This window comes from Streptomyces sp. 3330 (genome assembly GCF_031456635.1).
In the GTDB taxonomy this organism is placed as follows: domain Bacteria; phylum Actinomycetota; class Actinomycetes; order Streptomycetales; family Streptomycetaceae; genus Streptomyces.
This window is the reverse complement of record NZ_JAVDVA010000024.1, coordinates 71,680-89,820: the sequence shown is the minus strand read 5'-3', so window position 1 is coordinate 89,820 and position 18,141 is coordinate 71,680. Positions and strand designations below refer to the sequence as shown.

The 18,141-nt window shown below is 71.5% G+C and carries 16 protein-coding genes and 2 pseudogenes; 14 read left to right on the top strand and 4 right to left on the bottom strand.

The annotated features are described in order from the left end of the window. Positions 1–36: 36 nt before the first annotated feature. Entirely contained in the window at positions 37–1,362 is a 1,326-nt protein-coding gene (locus J2X68_RS31915; protein WP_310436077.1) for an MFS transporter, read from the bottom strand. Between the two features lie 330 nt (positions 1,363–1,692). On the opposite strand from J2X68_RS31915, the gene J2X68_RS31910 reads away from it, so the two are divergent. The 3 genes from J2X68_RS31910 (at position 1,693) to pgm (ending at position 4,037) form a co-directional block, all read left to right on the top strand. Next, entirely contained in the window at positions 1,693–1,878 is a 186-nt protein-coding gene (locus J2X68_RS31910; RefSeq protein ID WP_399041331.1) for a hypothetical protein, read from the top strand. Between the two features lie 241 nt (positions 1,879–2,119). Then, on the top strand, positions 2,120–2,296 hold the full coding sequence (locus J2X68_RS31905; protein WP_020126694.1) for a hypothetical protein: 177 nt from the start codon (positions 2,120–2,122) through the stop codon (positions 2,294–2,296). 100 nt (positions 2,297–2,396) lie between these two features. Next, positions 2,397–4,037: a phosphoglucomutase (alpha-D-glucose-1,6-bisphosphate-dependent) gene (pgm, locus tag J2X68_RS31900; protein ID WP_310436076.1), complete on the top strand. Its 1,641-nt coding sequence runs from the start codon at positions 2,397–2,399 to the stop codon at positions 4,035–4,037. Between the two features lie 330 nt (positions 4,038–4,367). On the opposite strand, the gene J2X68_RS31895 is transcribed toward pgm, so the two are convergent. Both J2X68_RS31895 and J2X68_RS31890 read right to left on the bottom strand, forming a co-directional pair. After that, complete coding sequence (locus tag J2X68_RS31895) at positions 4,368–5,441, bottom strand: acyl-CoA desaturase (RefSeq protein WP_310436075.1); 1,074 nt, start codon at positions 5,439–5,441, stop codon at positions 4,368–4,370. 381 nt (positions 5,442–5,822) lie between these two features. Continuing rightward, a pseudogene (locus J2X68_RS31890) lies at positions 5,823–6,077 on the bottom strand (hypothetical protein); the annotation flags it as partial. 816 nt (positions 6,078–6,893) lie between these two features. Between J2X68_RS31890 and J2X68_RS31885 the strand changes: the two are divergent. From J2X68_RS31885 to J2X68_RS31870, 4 genes are all read left to right on the top strand, one after another. After that, positions 6,894–7,016 carry a hypothetical protein gene (locus J2X68_RS31885; protein ID WP_310436074.1) on the top strand — a complete coding sequence of 41 codons (123 nt, stop codon included), beginning with the start codon at positions 6,894–6,896 and terminating at the stop codon, positions 7,014–7,016. A gap of 404 nt (positions 7,017–7,420) precedes the next feature. Next, a complete protein-coding gene (locus tag J2X68_RS31880; protein WP_310436073.1) occupies positions 7,421–7,792 on the top strand; it encodes an STAS domain-containing protein in 372 nt (123 codons plus the stop codon). After that, complete coding sequence (locus J2X68_RS31875; protein ID WP_310436072.1) at positions 7,789–8,478, top strand: hypothetical protein; 690 nt, start codon at positions 7,789–7,791, stop codon at positions 8,476–8,478. Before J2X68_RS31880 ends, J2X68_RS31875 begins: the two co-directional genes overlap by 4 nt. Positions 8,479–8,687: 209 nt before the next feature. Then, complete coding sequence (locus tag J2X68_RS31870; protein ID WP_310436071.1) at positions 8,688–9,803, top strand: substrate-binding domain-containing protein; 1,116 nt, start codon at positions 8,688–8,690, stop codon at positions 9,801–9,803. Here the strand turns inward: J2X68_RS31870 and J2X68_RS31865 are convergent. Continuing rightward, positions 9,760–10,236 (bottom strand): MarR family transcriptional regulator, encoded by a 477-nt coding sequence (locus tag J2X68_RS31865; protein ID WP_310436070.1) that lies wholly within the window; start codon positions 10,234–10,236, stop codon positions 9,760–9,762. The genes J2X68_RS31870 and J2X68_RS31865 overlap by 44 nt on opposite strands. A gap of 262 nt (positions 10,237–10,498) precedes the next feature. Here J2X68_RS31865 and urtA point away from each other — a divergent pair, with 262 nt between their 5' ends. The 7 genes and pseudogenes from urtA to J2X68_RS31830 all read left to right on the top strand — a co-directional run. After that, positions 10,499–11,755, top strand: a complete 1,257-nt coding sequence (gene urtA / locus J2X68_RS31860; RefSeq protein WP_310436069.1) for an urea ABC transporter substrate-binding protein — start codon at positions 10,499–10,501, stop codon at positions 11,753–11,755. A 215-nt stretch (positions 11,756–11,970) separates the two neighbouring features. Beyond that, a complete protein-coding gene (gene urtB, locus J2X68_RS31855) occupies positions 11,971–12,858 on the top strand; it encodes an urea ABC transporter permease subunit UrtB (protein ID WP_310436068.1) in 888 nt (295 codons plus the stop codon). After that, entirely contained in the window at positions 12,855–13,952 is a 1,098-nt protein-coding gene (urtC, locus tag J2X68_RS31850) for an urea ABC transporter permease subunit UrtC (RefSeq protein ID WP_310436067.1), read from the top strand. The genes urtB and urtC overlap by 4 nt, the downstream gene beginning before the upstream one ends. Next, the gene (gene urtD, locus J2X68_RS31845; protein WP_310436066.1) at positions 13,949–14,740 is read left to right on the top strand and encodes an urea ABC transporter ATP-binding protein UrtD; all 792 of its coding nucleotides are present in this window, start codon (positions 13,949–13,951) and stop codon (positions 14,738–14,740) included. The genes urtC and urtD overlap by 4 nt, the downstream gene beginning before the upstream one ends. A 5-nt stretch (positions 14,741–14,745) precedes the next feature. After that, complete coding sequence (urtE, locus tag J2X68_RS31840) at positions 14,746–15,468, top strand: urea ABC transporter ATP-binding subunit UrtE (RefSeq protein ID WP_310436065.1); 723 nt, start codon at positions 14,746–14,748, stop codon at positions 15,466–15,468. 497 nt (positions 15,469–15,965) lie between these two features. Then, the gene (locus tag J2X68_RS31835; protein WP_310436064.1) at positions 15,966–16,814 is read left to right on the top strand and encodes a PP2C family protein-serine/threonine phosphatase; all 849 of its coding nucleotides are present in this window, start codon (positions 15,966–15,968) and stop codon (positions 16,812–16,814) included. 50 nt (positions 16,815–16,864) lie between these two features. Continuing rightward, positions 16,865–17,839: pseudogene (locus J2X68_RS31830) on the top strand (MASE1 domain-containing protein); the annotation flags it as partial. Positions 17,840–18,141: the final 302 nt, after the last annotated feature.

Here is an 18,141-nt window from a genome sequence, read left to right as displayed (position 1 = left end):
GCGCGTCCTCGCGGCGGTCCGTGCGTCGCATGTGTCTCAGACGAGGTCGAGGTCGCGTTCCCTGGTCTCGGGGAGCGCGATGATGCAGACGAGGGAGAGCAGGGCCATCGCGCTCATGAACCATCCGCCCACCGACGGACGGTAGTTCTCGGCCAGCGCGGTGACGATGAGCGGTGCGGCCGCCCCGCCCAGGACACCTCCGAGGTTGTAGGAGAAGCCGGCGCCCGAGTAGCGCGCGCGGGTGGCGAAGAGCTCGGGGAGATACGCACCGGCCGGGCCGTAGATGATGCCCATGCAGAGCAGGGCGCCGCTGAGCGCGACGGCGATCAGGAAGTAGTTGCGGGTGTCGAGAAGCGGGAAGAGCACCGCTCCCCACACGACCCCGAACGCGGCGCCGGCGATGATCAGCTTTCGGCGGCCGACGCGGTCGGACCAGCGGGCGACGAAGAACGTCGAGACACCGAGGACCGCCACGGCGACCAGGGTGAGAGCGAGCATGTCGTTCTTCGGGATGCCGAGCGTCTTGGTGGTGTAGGTCATGCAGTAGGTGGCGGCCGTGTAGAACATCACGTACACGACGGTGATCATGCCCGCGCCGAGCAGCATCTCCTTCGGATGCCTGCGGAACGCCTCCGCGAGCGGGGCCTTGGCGGTCTCACGGCGTTCGGTGACCTTCGCGAAGGCCGGACTCTCCGCGATCTTCAGACGGATGACCAGGCCGACGGCCACCAGGACGAAGGAGAGCAGGAAGGGGATGCGCCATCCCCAGCTCTGGAACGCTCCGTCGTCGAGGACGGAGGAGATGACCAGGAAGGTGACGGTGGCGGCGAAGTAGCCGACGGGCGAACCAATCTGGGGTGCCGCCGCGTACTGACCGCGCTTCTTCTTCGGCGCGTGCTCGACGGCGAGAAGGGCCGCTCCGCCCCACTCCCCGCCGAGGCCGAGTCCCTGGACGACGCGGAGCAGCACCAGCAGGACCGGGGCCCAGACCCCGAGCGTGGCGTATCCGGGCAACAGGCCGATGAGACCGGTGGAGAGGCCCATCATCAGCAGCGAGACGACGAGGACGCCCTTGCGGCCCGCCCGGTCACCGAAGTGACCGAAGACCGCGGCGCCCAGCGGACGGGCGGCGAAGCCGATGGCGAACGTGGACAGGGTCGCGAGCGTGCCCGCCGCTTTGGACAGTTCGGGGAAGAACGCCTCGTTCAGGACGAGGGCTGCGGCGGTTCCGTAGATGTAGTAGTCGTAGAACTCGATCGCCGTGCCGATGAAACTGGCCGTGGCGACCCGACGCATATTGCTCGGTTCCGGGGATTCCGGCGCGAGAGCGGAGGCGGTGGGCGCGGGTGGGGTGGTGCTCATGGCATGCTCCGGTGGCTCGGGGCGGTGGGTGTCAGACGGGTGGTCGTCGCAGAACGCGAACAGAAGGTGAACCTAGGGCCCACCCGGCCTCCCGGGTCTGTCCGATCGGACAGCGTTGCCCGGGGTGGCATGTCCGGTCGGACAACGCGTTCGCCCGCGTCAGCGCGGGGGGTGTGACCGGCAGCATGCGTGTGACGGTGGGTGCGGTCCGTTCAGCCGGGCCGGGCAGTCTGCGCTGGAGGTGAACTGCCGGTGGTGGTCACTCAAGTAGGGGTGTGACCGAGGCCGGTGGGTGGAGCTTCGTTGCCAGGAGTGCCGGAGGTGCCGGAGGTGCCGGAGCCACGATCCTCGAACTACGCCCACCGGCCGGTGGGCGGGGCCTGGCGCCCCGAGGCGCGATGCGACGGCCGGAGCAAGGCGGCCTCGAACCCGGCCGAAATGCTGCTGCGGATGCTGGGCCTCCCGCCGCAGGACGCCCACGACGTCGCCCGGCGCCCGCTGCCCGACCTCGGCTGACGACGGGACGCACCCCGCTCGACGCCCCGCCGGTCGCCGCGGCTCGGCCGCACACGCGCGCACGACGCGCACCGGACCCGCCCCTGCCCTCTCCCCGCTCCCTGGCAGTCGGTCACCAGGGCCGAATACGTGGTGTTCACCGCCCGGTCGGGGGCATCCGCTGAGCAACGACACGGAAAGAGCAACGACACCGCACCGGCGTCACCCCCGAACCAGCCGACACACCGAAGGGACGGACCCCTTGCTCGCCATCATCTCGGCAGTGCTGTTCTTCATCGCCTTTCTGATCAACGCGGCGGAGATCTCCACCAACGACACCTTCACCTCCACGAACCTCATGCTCCTCGGCCTGACCGTGCTCGCCCTCCACGTCGCGGGCATAGGCAGCGGATGGTCGGTGCGCGGCCGCCGGCGCTGAGCGCCCCGGGCGCGAACCGACCCGTACTCGCGGACAGCCGCCCCCACAAGGGAAGATGGAAGGCGCAAGCCTTGATCGACCGATGCGGAGGAGCGGGCACATGCAGCACGAGCGAGCGGGCACGAAGGCAGGCCCCGAGGATCTCGTCGACGTCGCCCGGCTGGTCACGGCGTACTACGCGCTGCACCCGGACCCGGCCGATCCGGGGCAGCGCGTGGCGTTCGGCACCTCGGGGCACCGGGGATCGTCGCTGAACACGGCGTTCAACGAGGACCACATCGCCGCGACCAGCCAGGCCATCTGCGAGTACCGGACCGCGCAGGGCACCGACGGCCCCCTCTTCCTGGGCGCCGACAGCCACGCCCTGTCCGAGCCCGCCCGGGTCACCGCCCTGGAGGTGTTCGCGGCCAACGGAGTGACGGTGCTCGTCGACAGCGCCGACGGCTACACGCCGACGCCCGCCGTCTCCCACGCGATCCTCACCCACAACCGCGGCCGCACCGCCGCGCTCGCCGACGGCGTGGTCGTCACCCCGTCGCACAACCCGCCCGCCGACGGCGGCTTCAAGTACAACCCGCCGAGCGGTGGCCCGGCCGGCTCCGACGCCACGTCGTGGATCCAGGACCGGGCCAACGAGATCATCGTCTCCGGCCTGAAGGACGTGCGGCGCATCCCCTACGCCCGGGCCCTCGCCGCGCCCACGACCGGCCGCCACGACTTCCTCGGCGCCTATGTCGCCGACCTCCCGAGCGTCCTCGACCTGGACGCGATCCGCTCCGCCGGTGTCCGCATCGGCGCCGATCCGCTGGGCGGGGCGTCCGTCGCCTACTGGGGCCGGATCGCCGAGGAGCACCGGCTCGACCTGACCGTCGTCAACCCGCTCACCGACCCCACCTGGCGTTTCATGACGCTCGACTGGGACGGCAAGATCCGCATGGACTGCTCGTCGCCGTACGCGATGGCCTCGCTGATCGAGCAGCGCGACCGGTTCCGGATCGCGACCGGCAACGACGCCGACGCCGACCGGCACGGCATCGTCACCCCGGACGCCGGCCTGATGAACCCCAACCACTACCTGGCCGCCGCCATCGCCTACCTCTTCGCGCACCGCGAGCAGTGGCCGGCCGACGCGGGGATCGGCAAGACGCTCGTGTCGTCCTCGATGATCGACCGGGTCGCCGCCGACCTCGGGCGCCGTCTCGTCGAAGTGCCGGTCGGCTTCAAGTGGTTCGTGGACGGGCTGGTCGACGGCTCGCTCGGCTTCGGCGGGGAGGAGTCGGCCGGCGCCTCCTTCCTGCGCCGTGACGGCTCCGTCTGGACGACCGACAAGGACGGCATCATCCTGGCGCTGCTGGCCTCCGAGATCACGGCGGTGACCGGGAAGACCCCGTCCGAGCACTACGCGGCCCTGACGGACCGCTTCGGCTCGCCCGCCTACGCGCGCATCGACGCCCCGGCCACCCGGGAGGAGAAGGCGCTGCTCGGCAAGCTCTCGCCCGCGCAGGTCACCGCCGACACGCTGGCCGGGGAGCCGGTCACCGGCGTGCTCACCGAGGCCCCGGGCAACGGCGCGGCAATCGGCGGCATCAAGGTGACCACCGCCCACGCCTGGTTCGCGGCCCGTCCTTCGGGCACCGAGGACGTCTACAAGATCTACGCCGAGTCCTTCCACGGTCCCGAGCACCTGCGGCGGGTCCAGGAGGAGGCCAAGGACGTGGTCGACGCCGCACTCGCCGGCTGAGCCACCCGGGTCGAAGCTCGCCCTGGGGAGTGGACGAGGCCGACGACAGGGGCGACCGGGAAGCATCGCCGACGTGCGGCGGGGCGGCCACTGGTGACCATGGAACCGGTGACCGCCCCGGGCGCCACCGATCTGACCGTCGGCGGCACGACCGCGCGGCCTGCGTGACCACGTCGGACCTCACCGGGCTGGACGGCGTCCGGGCGTCACGTCGTCACGGCGACCGTGGCTGCGGCCGCCGGGCCCGCAGCGCCGGTCACCGTTTCGCGCCCGGCCCTGCCGGGTCCGCAGCGCCGGTCGCCGTTTCGGGCCCGGCCCTGCCGGGTCCCGCTAGGCGTCGCCGCCGCCGACGGCTGCTGCCTGGGCGGGGACGCGGGTCTGCCGCAGCGGCGCCCCGGCCCGATGGAGGCTGGCGAGGGCCTGCCGGTAGGACGCGATCAGCCCGGTCTCCAGGTACTCCAGACCCAGCTCCTCGCAATGGCGTCGGACGATGGTCCGGGCCTTGCGCAGGTTGGGGCTCGGCATGCTGGGGAACAGGTGGTGCTCGATCTGGTGGTTCAGCCCGCCGAGAGCGATGTCGGTGAGGCGGCCGCCGCGCACGTTGCGTGAGGTGAGCACCTGACGGCGGAGGAAGTCCGGGCGGTCGTCGCCGGTCAGGATCGGCATGCCCTTGTGGTTGGGCGCGAAGAGGGAGCCGAGGTACACGCCGAACAGGCACTGGTGGACGGCGAGGAAGGCGATCGCCATGCCGGGCGGCAGCAGCCAGAACAGGACCGTCAGGTAGAGCGCGAAGTGCGCGAACAGCAGGGTTCCGTCGAGCGCCCGGTGCTTGAGCGAGCGGTTGGCCAGCGCCCGCACGCTCGCCACGTGCAGGTTGAAGCCTTCCATCGTGAGGAGCGGGAAGAATAGGAACGCCTGCCAGCGGCCGATCAGCCGGGGGAGGCCCTTGGCGACTCGGGCCTGGTCCTCGGACCAGACCAGCAGGTCGGGGTCGAGATCGGGGTCGAGTCCCTCGTGGTTGGGGTTGGCGTGGTGGCGGGTGTGCTTGTCCTGCCACCACCCGTAGCCCATCCCGACCCCGGCGCCCGCGATGCGTCCGGACGTCTCGCTGGCCCGGCGCCGGCGGAACACCTGGCGGTGGGCGGCGTCATGGGCGAGCAGGGCGACCTGGCCGAAGACGACGGCGAGGAAGGCGGCGACCGCCAGCGTCCACCAGCTGGCGCCGAGGAGTCCGACGGCGGCCCAGCCGCCGACGTAGAGGACCGCCACCGCGGTGATCCGCAGAGCGTAGTAGCCGGGACGGCGCTCCAGCAGGCCGGCATCGGTGATCTTTCTCGACAGCCGGGCGAAGTCGCTGCCCGGGGTCTCGGCGGGCGGGGGACGGACCGGGGTGTTCGTGGTCATGAGGATGCAGCTCTTTCCGAAGGAGGCAGACTGGCTCGGCGCCGCCTCGGGAAGTGCTGAGACCGGGCCGTACGTGGGCGTGCGCCTCCACCGTTGCGATGTGCGCGTGGCGCGACCGCGGAGCAAGGACGACGTCTGCTTCGTCTGTCACGGCAGCGCAGGCCCTCTGTCCGAGGGCGAGTTCCCTGGCAGCCGGGTCTCACACGCCGCTGTGCCGACGACCTCGGCGGGACACGCGCCGGGGTCGGCCTTCCACGCCGGCCGGGCGGCTGGGGAGGGGGCCGCCCCGCCGTTCTCTCACGCCTGTCGTCCGTTCCGGGCGTCGGTCGTCCCGGTGTCCTCGTCCGCTCGCACCGTGGTCAGGGGGACGTCGGTTCGGATTTCGTCCGTATGCGTACGGCCGTTCCCGGAGGACCGGCTGGTGACCAGCCACGAGCGCGCGGGTTCCGCCGTACGCTCGGTGTCCACCGTGAGGTGGAGGCGGGTTCCGCCGGGCACCGCGCCGGGATAGCTGCGCTGCTCGGAGGAGTCGAAGCAGCGACGGAGAACCTCCGCGACCTGGCGGGCGGCCTCGGGGGACGAGGCGACGAGGCGTACGTCGACGTTCCCGGCGGACAGCTGTTCCGGTGACTCCACGCGGTGGTTCCGCCGACCGTGCCTGCCCACTGCCTCCGCCGGGGGACCGGCCGGTTCCTCCACGGCATCGGCCGGCCGGGCGTCCACCGCACGAGGCGGGCCGACGGGAGGCGTCTCGACGGGACGTGACCCGGCAGGAGGTGCACCGGCGGGACCTGACCCGGCGTGAGGTGTGTCGGCGCGACGCGGTGCGACGGCGGGTGCCGCGGACGTCTTCGCCGACCGGCGACTCCTCGCCGGCGGACGACCGATCCCCGGCAGCACATCGCCGTGGCGGACGGCCGAGGGGCTCGCGCCGTGCAGCGTGACGGGCTGCCGGACCAGGACGGTCCGCCAGACGATCCGCAGGACGATCACGGCGATGATCAGTGCCGCGGTGACGACGAGGTGCACGTCCTCACCCCCTCGGCCGGAGCGCACGCGAGGGAACGTGAAGGGGCGTGTTCGGGGAGGGGACTTCGGCTGCTGGTCGCGGTCATGGCGCGAACCTGTCTCCGGGCTCGTCTTCGACGTTCCGGTCATCTTTGCTCGCCGCGAACGGCACCAGCATCTGATCCGGTGTGCGAGGTGTTCCCGGTGCTTCGAGCTTACTCCCGTCCCCGAGGGTGGGGCGTACGACCAGCCACTCTTCCCGGCGGCCCGTCGGCCGGGGTTCGCGCGGGGACTCGGCGCGGGGAGGTCGCGCCCGCCACCGGGCAGCGGTGCTTCCGGCCCGATGATCATGGGCCTTGTCCGGTCCGTGCTCCTCGGCCGGTCCCTACCCCTCCGCCGAGGAGTAGGGTGAGAACACCGAGGATATTTCGCGCACCGGCTGCCATGCCCGTGTCGTTTTCGGCGATCGAACAGGCCGGGTCGGTCGCGATCGGTCCGGAGCAGGGCTCGCGTCATGACTGCGAACGTCTCTACCTCGCCGACATGCTCTCTCTCGCCGACATGTGAAGACCGGCCCCCGTCCTCCTCCGCCACCTCTTCTTCCGGCCCCTCGACGGACGCCACCCCCGAACTCCCCGCACCACACACCGTGTCGACCTGTCGACCAGGTTCGCTCGCCCGGGCCGGCCCCGACACGGGAGTCCGGGGCACGGGCGCCGGGGTCACCGGTCCCGGCCGCCGGATCGTCGGCGCTCGCGCCGTCCGCGTCGACCGGATGTCCCGACTGCCCGGTGCCCCCGACCGGTAGCGCCCAGGTCGCCCAGCGCACTGCGCAGCCGGAGGCCGCGTCCCGTGAACGGGTTCAAGCGCCGAGGGCAGCACCTCGGTTCGCCGGACCGGAGGCTCATCCCGTCCGTCACCACGCACCGCACACGAACACCCCCGTCCTCATGCGTCCGGACAGAGGAGCCATGGCCCTTCCACAACTGAACGTCCACCGGTACGAATGCGGCGCCCGCGCGCTGATCACCCTCGCGGGAGAGATCGATCTGGTCACGGCGGCGCAGGTGAGGAGGGCGCTGGCCGAGTGCCTGAGCCCTGACATCCGCAGCATCGACGTCGACCTCACGGCGGTCACCTTCTGCGACGCCAGCGGACTCAACGCCTTCCTCCTGGCATCACGGTTCGCCACGGACGGCGGCAGGACCCTGCGGCTGCACCACCCGTCGCGGAGCGTGGCCCGCGTCATCGAGATCACCGGCTCCGGCTTCCTGCTGTACCCGGTTCCCGTCGGCGGCGGGCGGCCGTCCGGGATCCCCGTCGTCATGGGCGGTGCACCGTGACGGCGCTCCCGGGGCGGTGGCAGCCGCCGCAGGGTGACGGTGGCACACCGTCCGCCGTCGACGTGTTACGCCTGCGCCGGCTGAACCGCTGGCAGGCCGAGACCCTCAAGGAGGACCTGGCCGATCTGTACGTGGAGTCCTCCCGTGCGCGACCCGGGGAGGGGTACCGGGACCGGGAGGCGTTCCTGCGGCGGCTGACCGGCGACATCCGCCGGCCCGGCTTCGCCCTGCTCGTCGCGGAGAGCACCGCCTTCGCCGGGTGCGTCTACGGATTCCCCGTGCGGCGCGAGGGGACGTGGTGGCGGGGGTTCGACGGACCCCTTCCGCGGAGCGTCGAGCAACTCACCGCGTCCGGCCATGTGTTCGCGATCACCGAGACGGTCGTCCATCCCCACACGGACGAGCGGCGCCTGGCCCGCCGCCTCCAGCACCGCCTGCTCGCCGACCATCACGCCTCGCTCGGGGCGACGTTGGTGGAAGAAGGCCGTCCGGCGGTCTGCGACGCCTTCCTGTCGTGGGGCTGGCAGGACATCGGGCTGGTGCGCCGGCCGCCGGACCAGCAGGCTCTCCGGCCGTCGGACCCCGTGGCGCTCCGCGCCCTGGTCCTTCCGCTCGACCTCGGTCCGCGCCCGGACGCCCACCCGGACGGGCTCGCCCACGAGAACCGCACCCAACGGCCCGGCTGACCGGCGCCGGCGGCCGGCGCCCGCGAGAGGCCCGGCCGGGGCGCCGTCCCACCGGCCGGGGGAGGACCGCCGAACAGACGGCGGGACCGGACCGGTCCATCACCCTTCGGTCATCGCCCGTCGGTCATCGGTCGCAGGGGCATCTCAAGAATGGGTCTCGATCCGGGCCGCCGCTTGGGCCGGCGGAGCGGTGCGGCAATCATGGGGCCATGCACCGGCCCGTCCGTCTTCGCACCCCCGAGTGGTTCACGGTCGACGACTCGACCCTGAACGTCGCGCTCGTGTACCCGATGCAGGGCCCCGCCGGGGTGTTCGGACCCACCTGCGAGACCTGCGCACGGCTGGCCGCCGAGGAGATCAACAAGGCGGGTGGAGTCCTCGGCAAGGAGTTGCGGCTCATCGAGGTCGACGGGGGCGCCGCACCGCAGCAGGTCGCCGAGGCCGTGGAGGCCCTGGTGGCCACCGGGGCGGTGCAGGGGGTCACGGGCTGGCACATCTCCTCGGTGCGGCAGGCGGTGGCCCCGCGCATCGCGCACCGCGTGCCGTACGTCTACACCGCGCTGTACGAGGGCGGTGAGCGCACCGACGGCGTCTTCCTGACCAGCGAGACCCCGGCCTGGCAACTGCTGCCCGCCATGCGGCTGCTGACCGAGGCGCGAGGTGTGCGCCGCTGGTTCGTCGTCGGCAACAACTACGTCTGGCCCCGGCACACCGCCCGGGCCGCCCGCCGCTACGCACGCGACTCCCGCGGCCGGGTGTGCGGCGAGGCGTATCTTCCGCTGGGCGCCGACGACTTCCACGAGGTGCTGGGCCGGATCGAGCGGGCCGACGCCGACGCCGTGCTGATGCTGCTGGTCGGCAGTGACGCGGTCCGCTTCAACCGGGCCTTCGCCGCCGCCGGGCTGGACCAGCGCTGCCTCAGACTCAGCACGCTGATGGACGAGAACATGCTGCTCGGCAGCGGTCCCGAGGCCACCGTCGACCTGTTCAGCACGGCAGGCTTCTTCGCGTCGCTCGCCGACCGGAACACCCTGGATTTCCACGGCCGTTACGCCGACCGTTTCGGGGTGGCGGCCCCGACCCCGGGCAGTCTCGGCGAATCGTGCTACGAGGGCGTGCTGCTGCTCGCCGCGCTCGTCGAACGGGCCCGCACCCTGGACGTGAACGCCATCGGGGCCGCGGCCGACACCGTGTCGTACGAGGGCCCGAGGGGCCTGGTCGGCCTGGAGGGCCGGCATGTGCGCCAGCGCATCTATCTGGCGCAGGCGGACGGCCTCGACTTCAACGTCCTCGCTCAACTGCGCGCTCCGCACGAGCTGTCGTAGCGCCGTCTCCCTCCTCGAGGACGTCCGCGAGCCGGTCCAGCAGGACCTCCAGCCGTTCGCCCCGCTCTTCCCCCCACCGCGGCTCCCACCGGGCCCGGTCGGCCCGCACCTCGCGGACCAGCTGCTGCCGGCGCTCCAGGCCCCGCGGGGTGAGGTAGGCGAGGACGCGGCGCCGGTCGGCGGGGTCGACCCTGCGGAACACCAGGTTCTGGTCGACGAGTTGGTCGATGAGCTTGGTGGCGCTGGGGGCGGGCATGAAGGCGTGTTCGGCGAGGGCCGTCATGTGGTGTCCCTGCCCGTCCGAGAGCAGGTCGAGCACCCACCACGCCTCCACCGAGCAGTCGAACTCCGCCAGCACGCACTGGAGTCGGCGCGCGGCGAGGCGCTCGGCCCGGGTCAGCAGCCGGAGCAGTTCCTGGGGCCGTCTCGCCATCGCACTCCTCCGCTCGAAGCCGGGGTTCCCCGTGCGGGGTTGGGCGCGAGCCTACCGTAAATGGTCCTTTCCGCAGGAAGTATCAATGCGCGCTTTATTGCTTTCAGCGGAAACTGTTCATCAATTGCGCGGAAACGCGGCGGAAACAGTTTGCTCGCAGGCTGTGCGCCAACGCCGCGGCTACGGAAGCGCGTTGTGTCCCCTTCCTCCCCAGAGTCCTTCCGCTCACTTCGCACCGCCCTTCGGGGCATGGAGGTTTTGTATGTCCGGGCTCAGCATCAGCAGGCGTGGCCTGCTGGCCGGTATCTCGGCGGTCGGCGCCTCCGCCGCCCTCAGCGCCTGTGGCGCCAAGACGGGTGAGGGCTCCTCGACGGACGCGGCCGGCGCCTCCGCCGACACCTCCGGCAGCACGGTCAAGGTCGGTCTGCTGAATTCCCTGTCGGGCACGATGGCCATCAGCGAAGTCACCGTCCACAATGCCCTGTTGCTCGCCATCAAGGAGATCAACGCGGCCGGTGGCGTGCTCGGCAAGAAGCTCAAGGCCGTCAGCCAGGACGGCGCCTCCGACTGGCCCACCTTCGCGGAGAAGGCCGAGGCCCTGATCAAGGACGACAAGGTCGCGGCCACCTTCGGCTGCTGGACCTCGGCCAGCCGCAAGGCCGTCAAACCGGTCTTCGAGCGGTACAGGTCGCCGCTGTTCTACCCGGTGCAGTACGAGGGTCTGGAGGAGTCGCCGTACATCTTCTACATCGGCGCGACCACCAACCAGCAGATCGTCCCGGCCCTCGACTATCTCAAGAAGCAGGGCCTGACCAAGCTTTACCTGGTCGGCAGCGACTATGTGTTCCCGCGCACCGCCAACAAGATCATCAAGGCTTATGCGAAAGCCAAGGGAATGACCGTGGTCGGCGAGGACTACGCGCCGCTCGGTTCCACGGAGTTCGGCACCATCGTCAACAAGGTCAAGGACTCGGGCGCGGACGCCGTGTTCAACACCCTCAACGGTGACAGCAACGTGGCCTTCTTCAAGGAGTACAAGTCCTCCGGGCTGACCGCGAAGAGCATGCCGGTGCTGTCGGTGTCCATCGCCGAGGAAGAGGTGAAGAGCATCGGCACCCAGTACCTCCAGGACCAGCTGACCGCGTGGAACTACTACGAGACGACACCCGGCGCGGCCAACACCACGTTCGTGGCGGCCTACCAGGCCGAATACGGCAAGGACAAGCCGACCAGCGACCCGATGGAGGCCGCCTACATCTCCGTCCACCTGTGGAAGGCGATGGTGGAGAAGGCCGGCTCCTTCGACGTCGCCAAGGTCAAGGCGGCCTCGGACGGCATCACCTTCGACGCCCCCGAGGGCAAGGTGACGGTCGACGGAGCGAGCCAGCACGTCTACAAGACGGCCCGGATCGGCAAGGTCGGCGCGGACGGCCTCATCACCGAGGTCTGGAACTCGGGCGGCCCGATCAAGCCGGACCCCTACCTCAAGGGCTACGACTGGGCCTCCGGCCTGTCCTGACCCCGCCGAGATTCCCGCCCCGATACCGGCCCGCCCTGCATCCGGCCCGTCCTGATCTGCGTCGTGTCCTGTCCCCGGGCGGTCCGGTCCGGTCCCGGCTCGCCGCCCGCGCCCCGCTCCCCGTTCCCGTGGTGGACCCGGCCCCGTCCAGGGGCCGGGGCACCCCCGGGACCGCTCGCACGCCCGCACCCCCGTCCCCGACCAGGAGCCGCTTCATGACGGTCATCCTCAATCAGTCCTTCACCGGCATCAGCATCGGCGCCGTCCTCCTGCTCATCGCGCTCGGCCTGACCCTGACGTTCGGTCAGATGGGCGTGATCAACATGGCGCACGGCGAGTTCATCATGACCGGCGCCTACACGACGTACGTCCTCCAGAAGTCCATCAGCGGCGCGGGCGTCTCCCTGATCGTCGCCCTGCCGGTGGCCTTCCTGGTGGCCGGCGCCATGGGGGCGCTGCTGGAGTGGCTGCTCATCCGGCGCCTCTACACCCGACCGCTGGACACCCTGCTGGTGACCTGGGGCGTCTCCCTGATGCTCCAGCAGCTCGCCCGGGACGTCTTCGGCGCCCCCAACGTGCAGACCCACGCCCCGGACCTGCTCACCGGCAACATCTCGATGGGCGGCGGCGTCACCCTCGCCAGCAGCCGCCTGTTCATCCTCGGCCTGGCCCTGCTCAGCGTCCTCGCCCTCATGATCGTCCTGCGGCTCACCCCGCTCGGCCGCCGGATCCGGGCCGTCGTGCAGAACCGCGACCTTGCCGAGGTGTCCGGCATCGCCACGGGCCGGGTCGACCGCGTGACCTTCTTCGTCGGCTCGGGCCTCGCGGGCGTGGCGGGCGTCGCCCTCACCCTGGTCGGCCCGATCGGCCCGACGATGGGCACCAACTACATCGTCGACGCCTTCCTGGTCGTCGTCGTGGGCGGCATCGGGCAGCTCAAGGGCAGCGTCATCACCGCCTTCGCGCTCGGCGTCCTCCAGTCGGTCCTCGAGTACTCGACGACGGTCAGCGTCGCCAAAGTCATCGTGCTCGTGGCGATCGTCGCCTTCCTCCAGTGGCGACCCCAGGGCCTGTACACACTGCGCACCAGGAGCCTGGCATGACGACGATCACCGAGACCCCGCCCGCGCCACTGACGGCCCGGCTGCGCGTCCCCGGCGCCTTCGTCCTCGGCGCCGTCCTCCTCCTCGGCGTGGCCCCGCTCGCCCTCTCCGACTTCCGTCTCTCCCTCCTCGCCAAGTACCTCTGCTACGCCATCGTGGCCGTCGGCGTCAGCCTCGCCTGGGGCCGGGGCGGGCTCATGGTGCTCGGCCAGGGCGTCTTCTTCGGCCTCGGCGGCTACGTCATGGCCATGCACCTCAAGCTCACCGACGCCGCCGCGACCGGCGAGACGCTGCCCGACTTCATGCAGCTGTACGGCACCGGCGACGCGCTGCCCTGGTGGTGGAAGCCGTTCGCCGATCCGGCCTTCGCGCTGGCCATGACCGTGCTGCTGCCCATGGCGGTCGCCGCGCTGCTCGGCTTCCTCGTCTTCCGACGCCGGGTCAAGGGCGCCTACTTCGCGATCCTCAGCCAGGCCCTGGCCGCTGCCCTGTCAATCTGGCTGATCGGCCAGCAGGCCACCACCGGCGGCACCAACGGCCTGACCGACATCCAGGGCTTCTTCGGCTACTCGCTGGACGACCCCGTCAACCAGCGGATGGTGTACTTCGTCATCGCCGCCGTGCTCCTGCTGCTGATGGCGGGCGCCCGCCAGCTGTTCGTCAGCCGCTACGGCGAACTCCTCGTCGCCGTGCGCGACTCCGAGGAACGGGTCCGTTTCCTCGGCTACAACCCTGCCAACGTCAAACTCGTCGCGTACGTCGTCGCCGCCGGCATGGCGGGCCTCGCCGGAGCCCTCTTCGTCCCGGCGGTGGGCATCATCTCGCCGGCGCTGATCGGGATCGTGCCGTCCATCGGGTTCGTCATCGGGGCCGCGGTCGGCGGCCGGGCCTCGCTGGTGGGCGCGGTGCTCGGAGCGATCGCCGTCGCCTGGGCGCAGAGCACGCTCTCCGACGCCTTCCCGGGCGCGTGGACCTACCTCCAGGGCCTGCTCTTCGTCCTGGCGGTCGGATTCCTGCCGGGCGGCCTCGCCTCCCTCGGCGTCGTCCTGTGGCGGCGCCGTACCCGTACCCCTGCGACGGGAGAGACAGCATGAGCGGCGAGGGACTGACCGTGCGCGACCTGCGGGTGACGTTCGACGGGTTCACGGCCGTCGACGGCGTCGACCTGGACATCCGCCCCGGCGACCTGCGCTTCCTCATCGGACCGAACGGCGCGGGCAAGACCACCCTCGTCGACGCGGTCACCGGGCTGGTCAAGGCGACGGGATCGGTCCGCTTCGGTGACCAGGACCTGCTGGGCAAGCCCGTGCAGAAGATCGCCCGGCTGGGCATCGGCCGCACGTTCCAGACGGCGACGGTCTTCGAGGAGCTGACCGTCGTGCAGAACCTGGACATCGCCGCCGGTGCCGGCCGGGGCGTCCGGACCATGCTGCGGCGACGCAAGGGCGTGCCCGAGCCCGTCGCCAGGGCCCTGGACACCATCGGCCTGGGCGAGCTGCGCGACCGCCCCGCCGGGGTGCTGGCCCACGGGCAGAAGCAGTGGCTGGAGATCGGCATGCTGCTCGTCCAGGACGTACGGCTGCTGCTGCTGGACGAGCCCGTGGCCGGTATGAGCCATGACGAACGCGAGGCCACCGGTGAGCTCTTGCGGCGGGTGAGCGAGGACCGCACGGTCGTCGTCATCGAGCACGACATGGACTTCATGCGCGCCTACGCCCGGAGCGTCAGCGTCCTGCACGCGGGCAAGGTGCTCAGCGAAGGTTCCGTCGCCGAGGTCCAGGCCGACGCCAAGGTCCAGGAGGTCTACCTCGGGCGCGCCTCCGAACCCGAGCCCGCCTCCCGGCCCGCGCCCGCCCCCGCAGCCGTCGCCGAGGAGGCGTGAAGCCCATGCTGGAGATCAACACCGTCCGGGCGGGGTACGACCGCACGACCGTGCTGCACGGGGTGACCGTCGCCGTCCCCGAGGACGGCGTCGCGGCCGTGCTCGGGCACAACGGGGCAGGCAAGAGCACCCTGCTGCGCGCCGCGATGGGCCTGATCAGGCCGACCGGCGGGACCGTCCTGCTCGACGGCGAGGACATCACCCGTCTCGCGCCGCATCAGCGGGTCGCACGCGGGATGGCCTACGTCCCGCAGGGTCAGCAGTCCTTCCCGCACCTCACCACCGCCGAGAACCTCCAGCTCGTCGCGGACGGCCGCCCGCGGGCCCCGCGGGGCCGGCCGGGGGGCGGGGGAGGGAAGGAGGCGATCGCCGAGGCCCTGGACCTGTTCCCCGTCCTGCGCGAGCTGTCCGGCCGCCGGGCCGGTCTGCTCTCCGGCGGCCAGCGCCAGCAGCTCGCGATCGCCCGCGCCCTGGTCACCCGGCCGAGGCTGCTGCTGCTGGACGAACCGACCGAGGGCATCCAGCCGTCCGTCGTCGGCGAGATCGAGGAGACGATCCTGGCCCTCGCCCGGCGTGGCGGACTCTCCGTCCTCCTCGTCGAACAGCACGTGGGCTTCGCCATGCGGGCCGCCCAGCGCTACTACGTGCTGGAGGCGGGCCGCGTGACCTCCACAGGCGACGGCGGAACGGCCGCCGAGCAGACCGTCCGGGCGGCGCTCAGCGTGTGAGCCCGGGAGGACCGCGCCGGGCCGTTCACGGGGCCACCCGGCGCCGGGCCCACAGGCCCCAGGGCGCGAGCGGAGGCGAGGGGAGCGGTATCGAGGGGAGCGGTATCGAGGGGAGTGATGTGGAGGGGAGCGGAGGCGAGGGGAGGGGAGCGGAGGAGGTCGGCGCTCTGATGCACCGCACGCCGTCCGGCGCGCGCTGACAGGCTCGCGCCGGACGCCGGCCCGGCCCCTTCCCTCCCTCGCCCCGGCGGGCTGACGGCCCTGCGGGGGGCGGGCGGTGCCCGGCTTCGTGGCGCCCGGGCGGACCGGCAGAACTGTGCCGGACGCGCGGGACTTCTCCTCGGGTACAGGCCTCGCGTCGTGGCCGTCGAAGGACCGTGCGATGCCGATCCTGTCGGGTCGCGCCTCAAGGTCGCTATCATCATCTCAAGGTAAAATGTGAGGTTTGCCCGATGGGGCTGCCCTCCCGACGAGCTGCCGTCCCGCCGGAGTGATCAATGTCCCGCAAGCGCCCCACGGACGACGGCGACGAGCTGCTGGCCAGACTCGGTTCGCTGACCGCCCAGGCGCGCGAGCGCGCGGAGCTGCAACGCTCCCGTGTGGAGCTGGCCCTCGCCCTCCAGCGCGGCATGCTGCCCAGGGATCTGCCCATGGCGCCCGGCTTCCGGCTGGCCGTCAAGTACGCGCCGGCGTGCTACGGCCTCAATGTGGGCGGCGACTGGTACGACGCCTTCGCGATGCCCGACGGGCGCATCGGCCTGTCCATCGGCGACGTCCAGGGCCACAACATAGAGGCGACCGCGTTCATGGGTCAGGTGCGGGTCGGCCTACGGGCCCTCGCCTCCGTCACCAGCGAGCCCGGCGAGCTCCTCGCCCAGACCAACGACCTGCTCATCTCCCTCGGCAGCGACCTCTTCGCCACCTGCACCTTCATGCGGCTCGACCCCGCCACCGGAGTCCTGGAGAGCGCCCGGGCCGGGCACATCCCGTGCGTGTGGGCCACGGCGGACGGCAAGTCCGGCGTCGCCGAGGACGAGTGCGGCCCGCCCCTGGGAGTCCAGGAGGGCATGGACTACCCGGTCACCCGCTACCGGCTCACCAAGGGCGGAGTGTTCGTCCTGCTCACGGACGGCGTGGTGGAGGGGCCGACCCTGACCGTCGAGAAGGGACTCGACCAGGTCGTGCGGCTCGCCGGCATCGCCGCCGTCGCGGGCATGTCGGCGGACTCGCTCGCCGCCGCGGTGATCAAGGGCGCCGAGCGCGTGGGGCACGAGGACGACGCGGCCGTGCTGGTGGTCGGACACGACGGCCTGGTGGCGCCGGACGTCCCCCTGGTTCAGCCATAGGGCCGGACACCGTGCGTCTCGCCTCGCAGACCGCGCCACGCAGGTGTCTGATGGCTGCTGTGGTGGGTACCCCGGATCTGCGTCGGCCAGCCGTCTTCGCCCTGCAGACGCTGGCCGTTGCCCTGGGCTACTACGTCGCCGGGTGGCTGGGGCTCAGGCGCGAGCTCGTCGTGGAGGGCGCGGTCTTCACCCCCATCTGGCCGCCCACCGGTGTGGCGGTCGCCTGTCTGCTGCTCCTCGGGATCCGGGCCTGGCCGGGCATCGCCCTCGGCTCGCTCTTCGTCATCATGTCCCTGACCTCGCTACGGCTCGCGGTGATCGGCAACCTCATCGGCAACACCGCCGCACCCGTCTGCGCGTACCTCATGCTCCGCAGAGTGGGCTTCCGCAACGACCTCGCCCGCTTGCGCGACGGCCTCGCGCTGGTCTTCCTGGGCGCGCTCACCGCGATGCTGCTGAGTTCGACCATCGGCGTCGGGACCCTCGTCCTCACCGACAAGCTCGCCGCGCACAGCTTCTGGGCGGTGTGGCTGGCCTGGTGGGTCGGCGACGCGATGGGCGTACTGATCGTCACCCCGGTCCTGCTCGTGCTGCACGCGGTCACCCGGCCCCTCCGGCTGTCGCGCTGGAAGGAGGCGGCGGGACTCGTCCTCATCACCTGCGCCCTCGTGCCGCTGGCCACCCACAGCCGGGTCAGCCTGCTCTTCCTCGTCTATCCCCTGCTGATCTGGGCCGCCCTGCGCTTCCAGCTCGCCGGCAGCATGCTGTGCGCCCTGTTCACGTCGGTCATGGCCACCGTCGCCGCGACGGACAGAGTCGGCCCCTTCGAACGGCTGAGCCGCATCGAGGTGATGATCAAGCTCCAGGCCTTCAACGGCACGATGGCCCTGACCGCCCTGCTGCTCTCCGCCGTGATCACCGAACAGCGCAACACCAGACGTTCCGTGGAGCGCGCCTGTCAGGAACTGGTGGAGGTCCTGGAACACCTCACCGCGGGCGAGGCCCCGCCCGGCCGCCCCACGAAGAACACCGAGGAGACGACGGGCCCACCGGACACCGAGAACGCGAAGGATCCGGCGAGCGCGAAGGACTCCGGGGAGACGACGAGCACGCCGGGCACCGGGAACGCCAGGGACCCGAAGAACACGGCAGACGCCGAGGACGCGCAGGACACCAGGGGCACCCGGGGCATCACGGACGCGAAGGACCCCGACAGCTGACGTGACGATCGCCCTCCGCGCCGGGCCGGCCGACGCGACGAGAGGCCGAGCGGGCTGAGCCGGCGGGCTGAGCGGGCGGGCACCGGCAGACGTGATTGTCAGTGCCT

Excerpts from the sequence above, each read along its gene's own strand:
- J2X68_RS31915 (WP_310436077.1), bottom strand. The coding sequence starts at position 1,362 with ATGAGCACCACCCCACCCGCGCCCACCGCCTCCGCTCTCGCGCCGGAA.
- pgm (WP_310436076.1), top strand. The coding sequence starts at position 2,397 with ATGCAGCACGAGCGAGCGGGCACGAAGGCAGGCCCCGAGGATCTCGTC.
- J2X68_RS31895 (WP_310436075.1), bottom strand. The coding sequence starts at position 5,441 with ATGACCACGAACACCCCGGTCCGTCCCCCGCCCGCCGAGACCCCGGGC.
- J2X68_RS31885 (WP_310436074.1), top strand. The coding sequence starts at position 6,894 with ATGCCCGTGTCGTTTTCGGCGATCGAACAGGCCGGGTCGGTCGCGATC.
- J2X68_RS31880 (WP_310436073.1), top strand. The coding sequence starts at position 7,421 with ATGGCCCTTCCACAACTGAACGTCCACCGGTACGAATGCGGCGCCCGC.
- J2X68_RS31870 (WP_310436071.1), top strand. The coding sequence starts at position 8,688 with ATGCACCGGCCCGTCCGTCTTCGCACCCCCGAGTGGTTCACGGTCGAC.
- J2X68_RS31865 (WP_310436070.1), bottom strand. The coding sequence starts at position 10,236 with ATGGCGAGACGGCCCCAGGAACTGCTCCGGCTGCTGACCCGGGCCGAG.
- urtA (WP_310436069.1), top strand. The coding sequence starts at position 10,499 with ATGTCCGGGCTCAGCATCAGCAGGCGTGGCCTGCTGGCCGGTATCTCG.
- urtB (WP_310436068.1), top strand. The coding sequence starts at position 11,971 with ATGACGGTCATCCTCAATCAGTCCTTCACCGGCATCAGCATCGGCGCC.
- urtC (WP_310436067.1), top strand. The coding sequence starts at position 12,855 with ATGACGACGATCACCGAGACCCCGCCCGCGCCACTGACGGCCCGGCTG.
- urtD (WP_310436066.1), top strand. The coding sequence starts at position 13,949 with ATGAGCGGCGAGGGACTGACCGTGCGCGACCTGCGGGTGACGTTCGAC.
- urtE (WP_310436065.1), top strand. The coding sequence starts at position 14,746 with ATGCTGGAGATCAACACCGTCCGGGCGGGGTACGACCGCACGACCGTG.
- J2X68_RS31835 (WP_310436064.1), top strand. The coding sequence starts at position 15,966 with ATGTCCCGCAAGCGCCCCACGGACGACGGCGACGAGCTGCTGGCCAGA.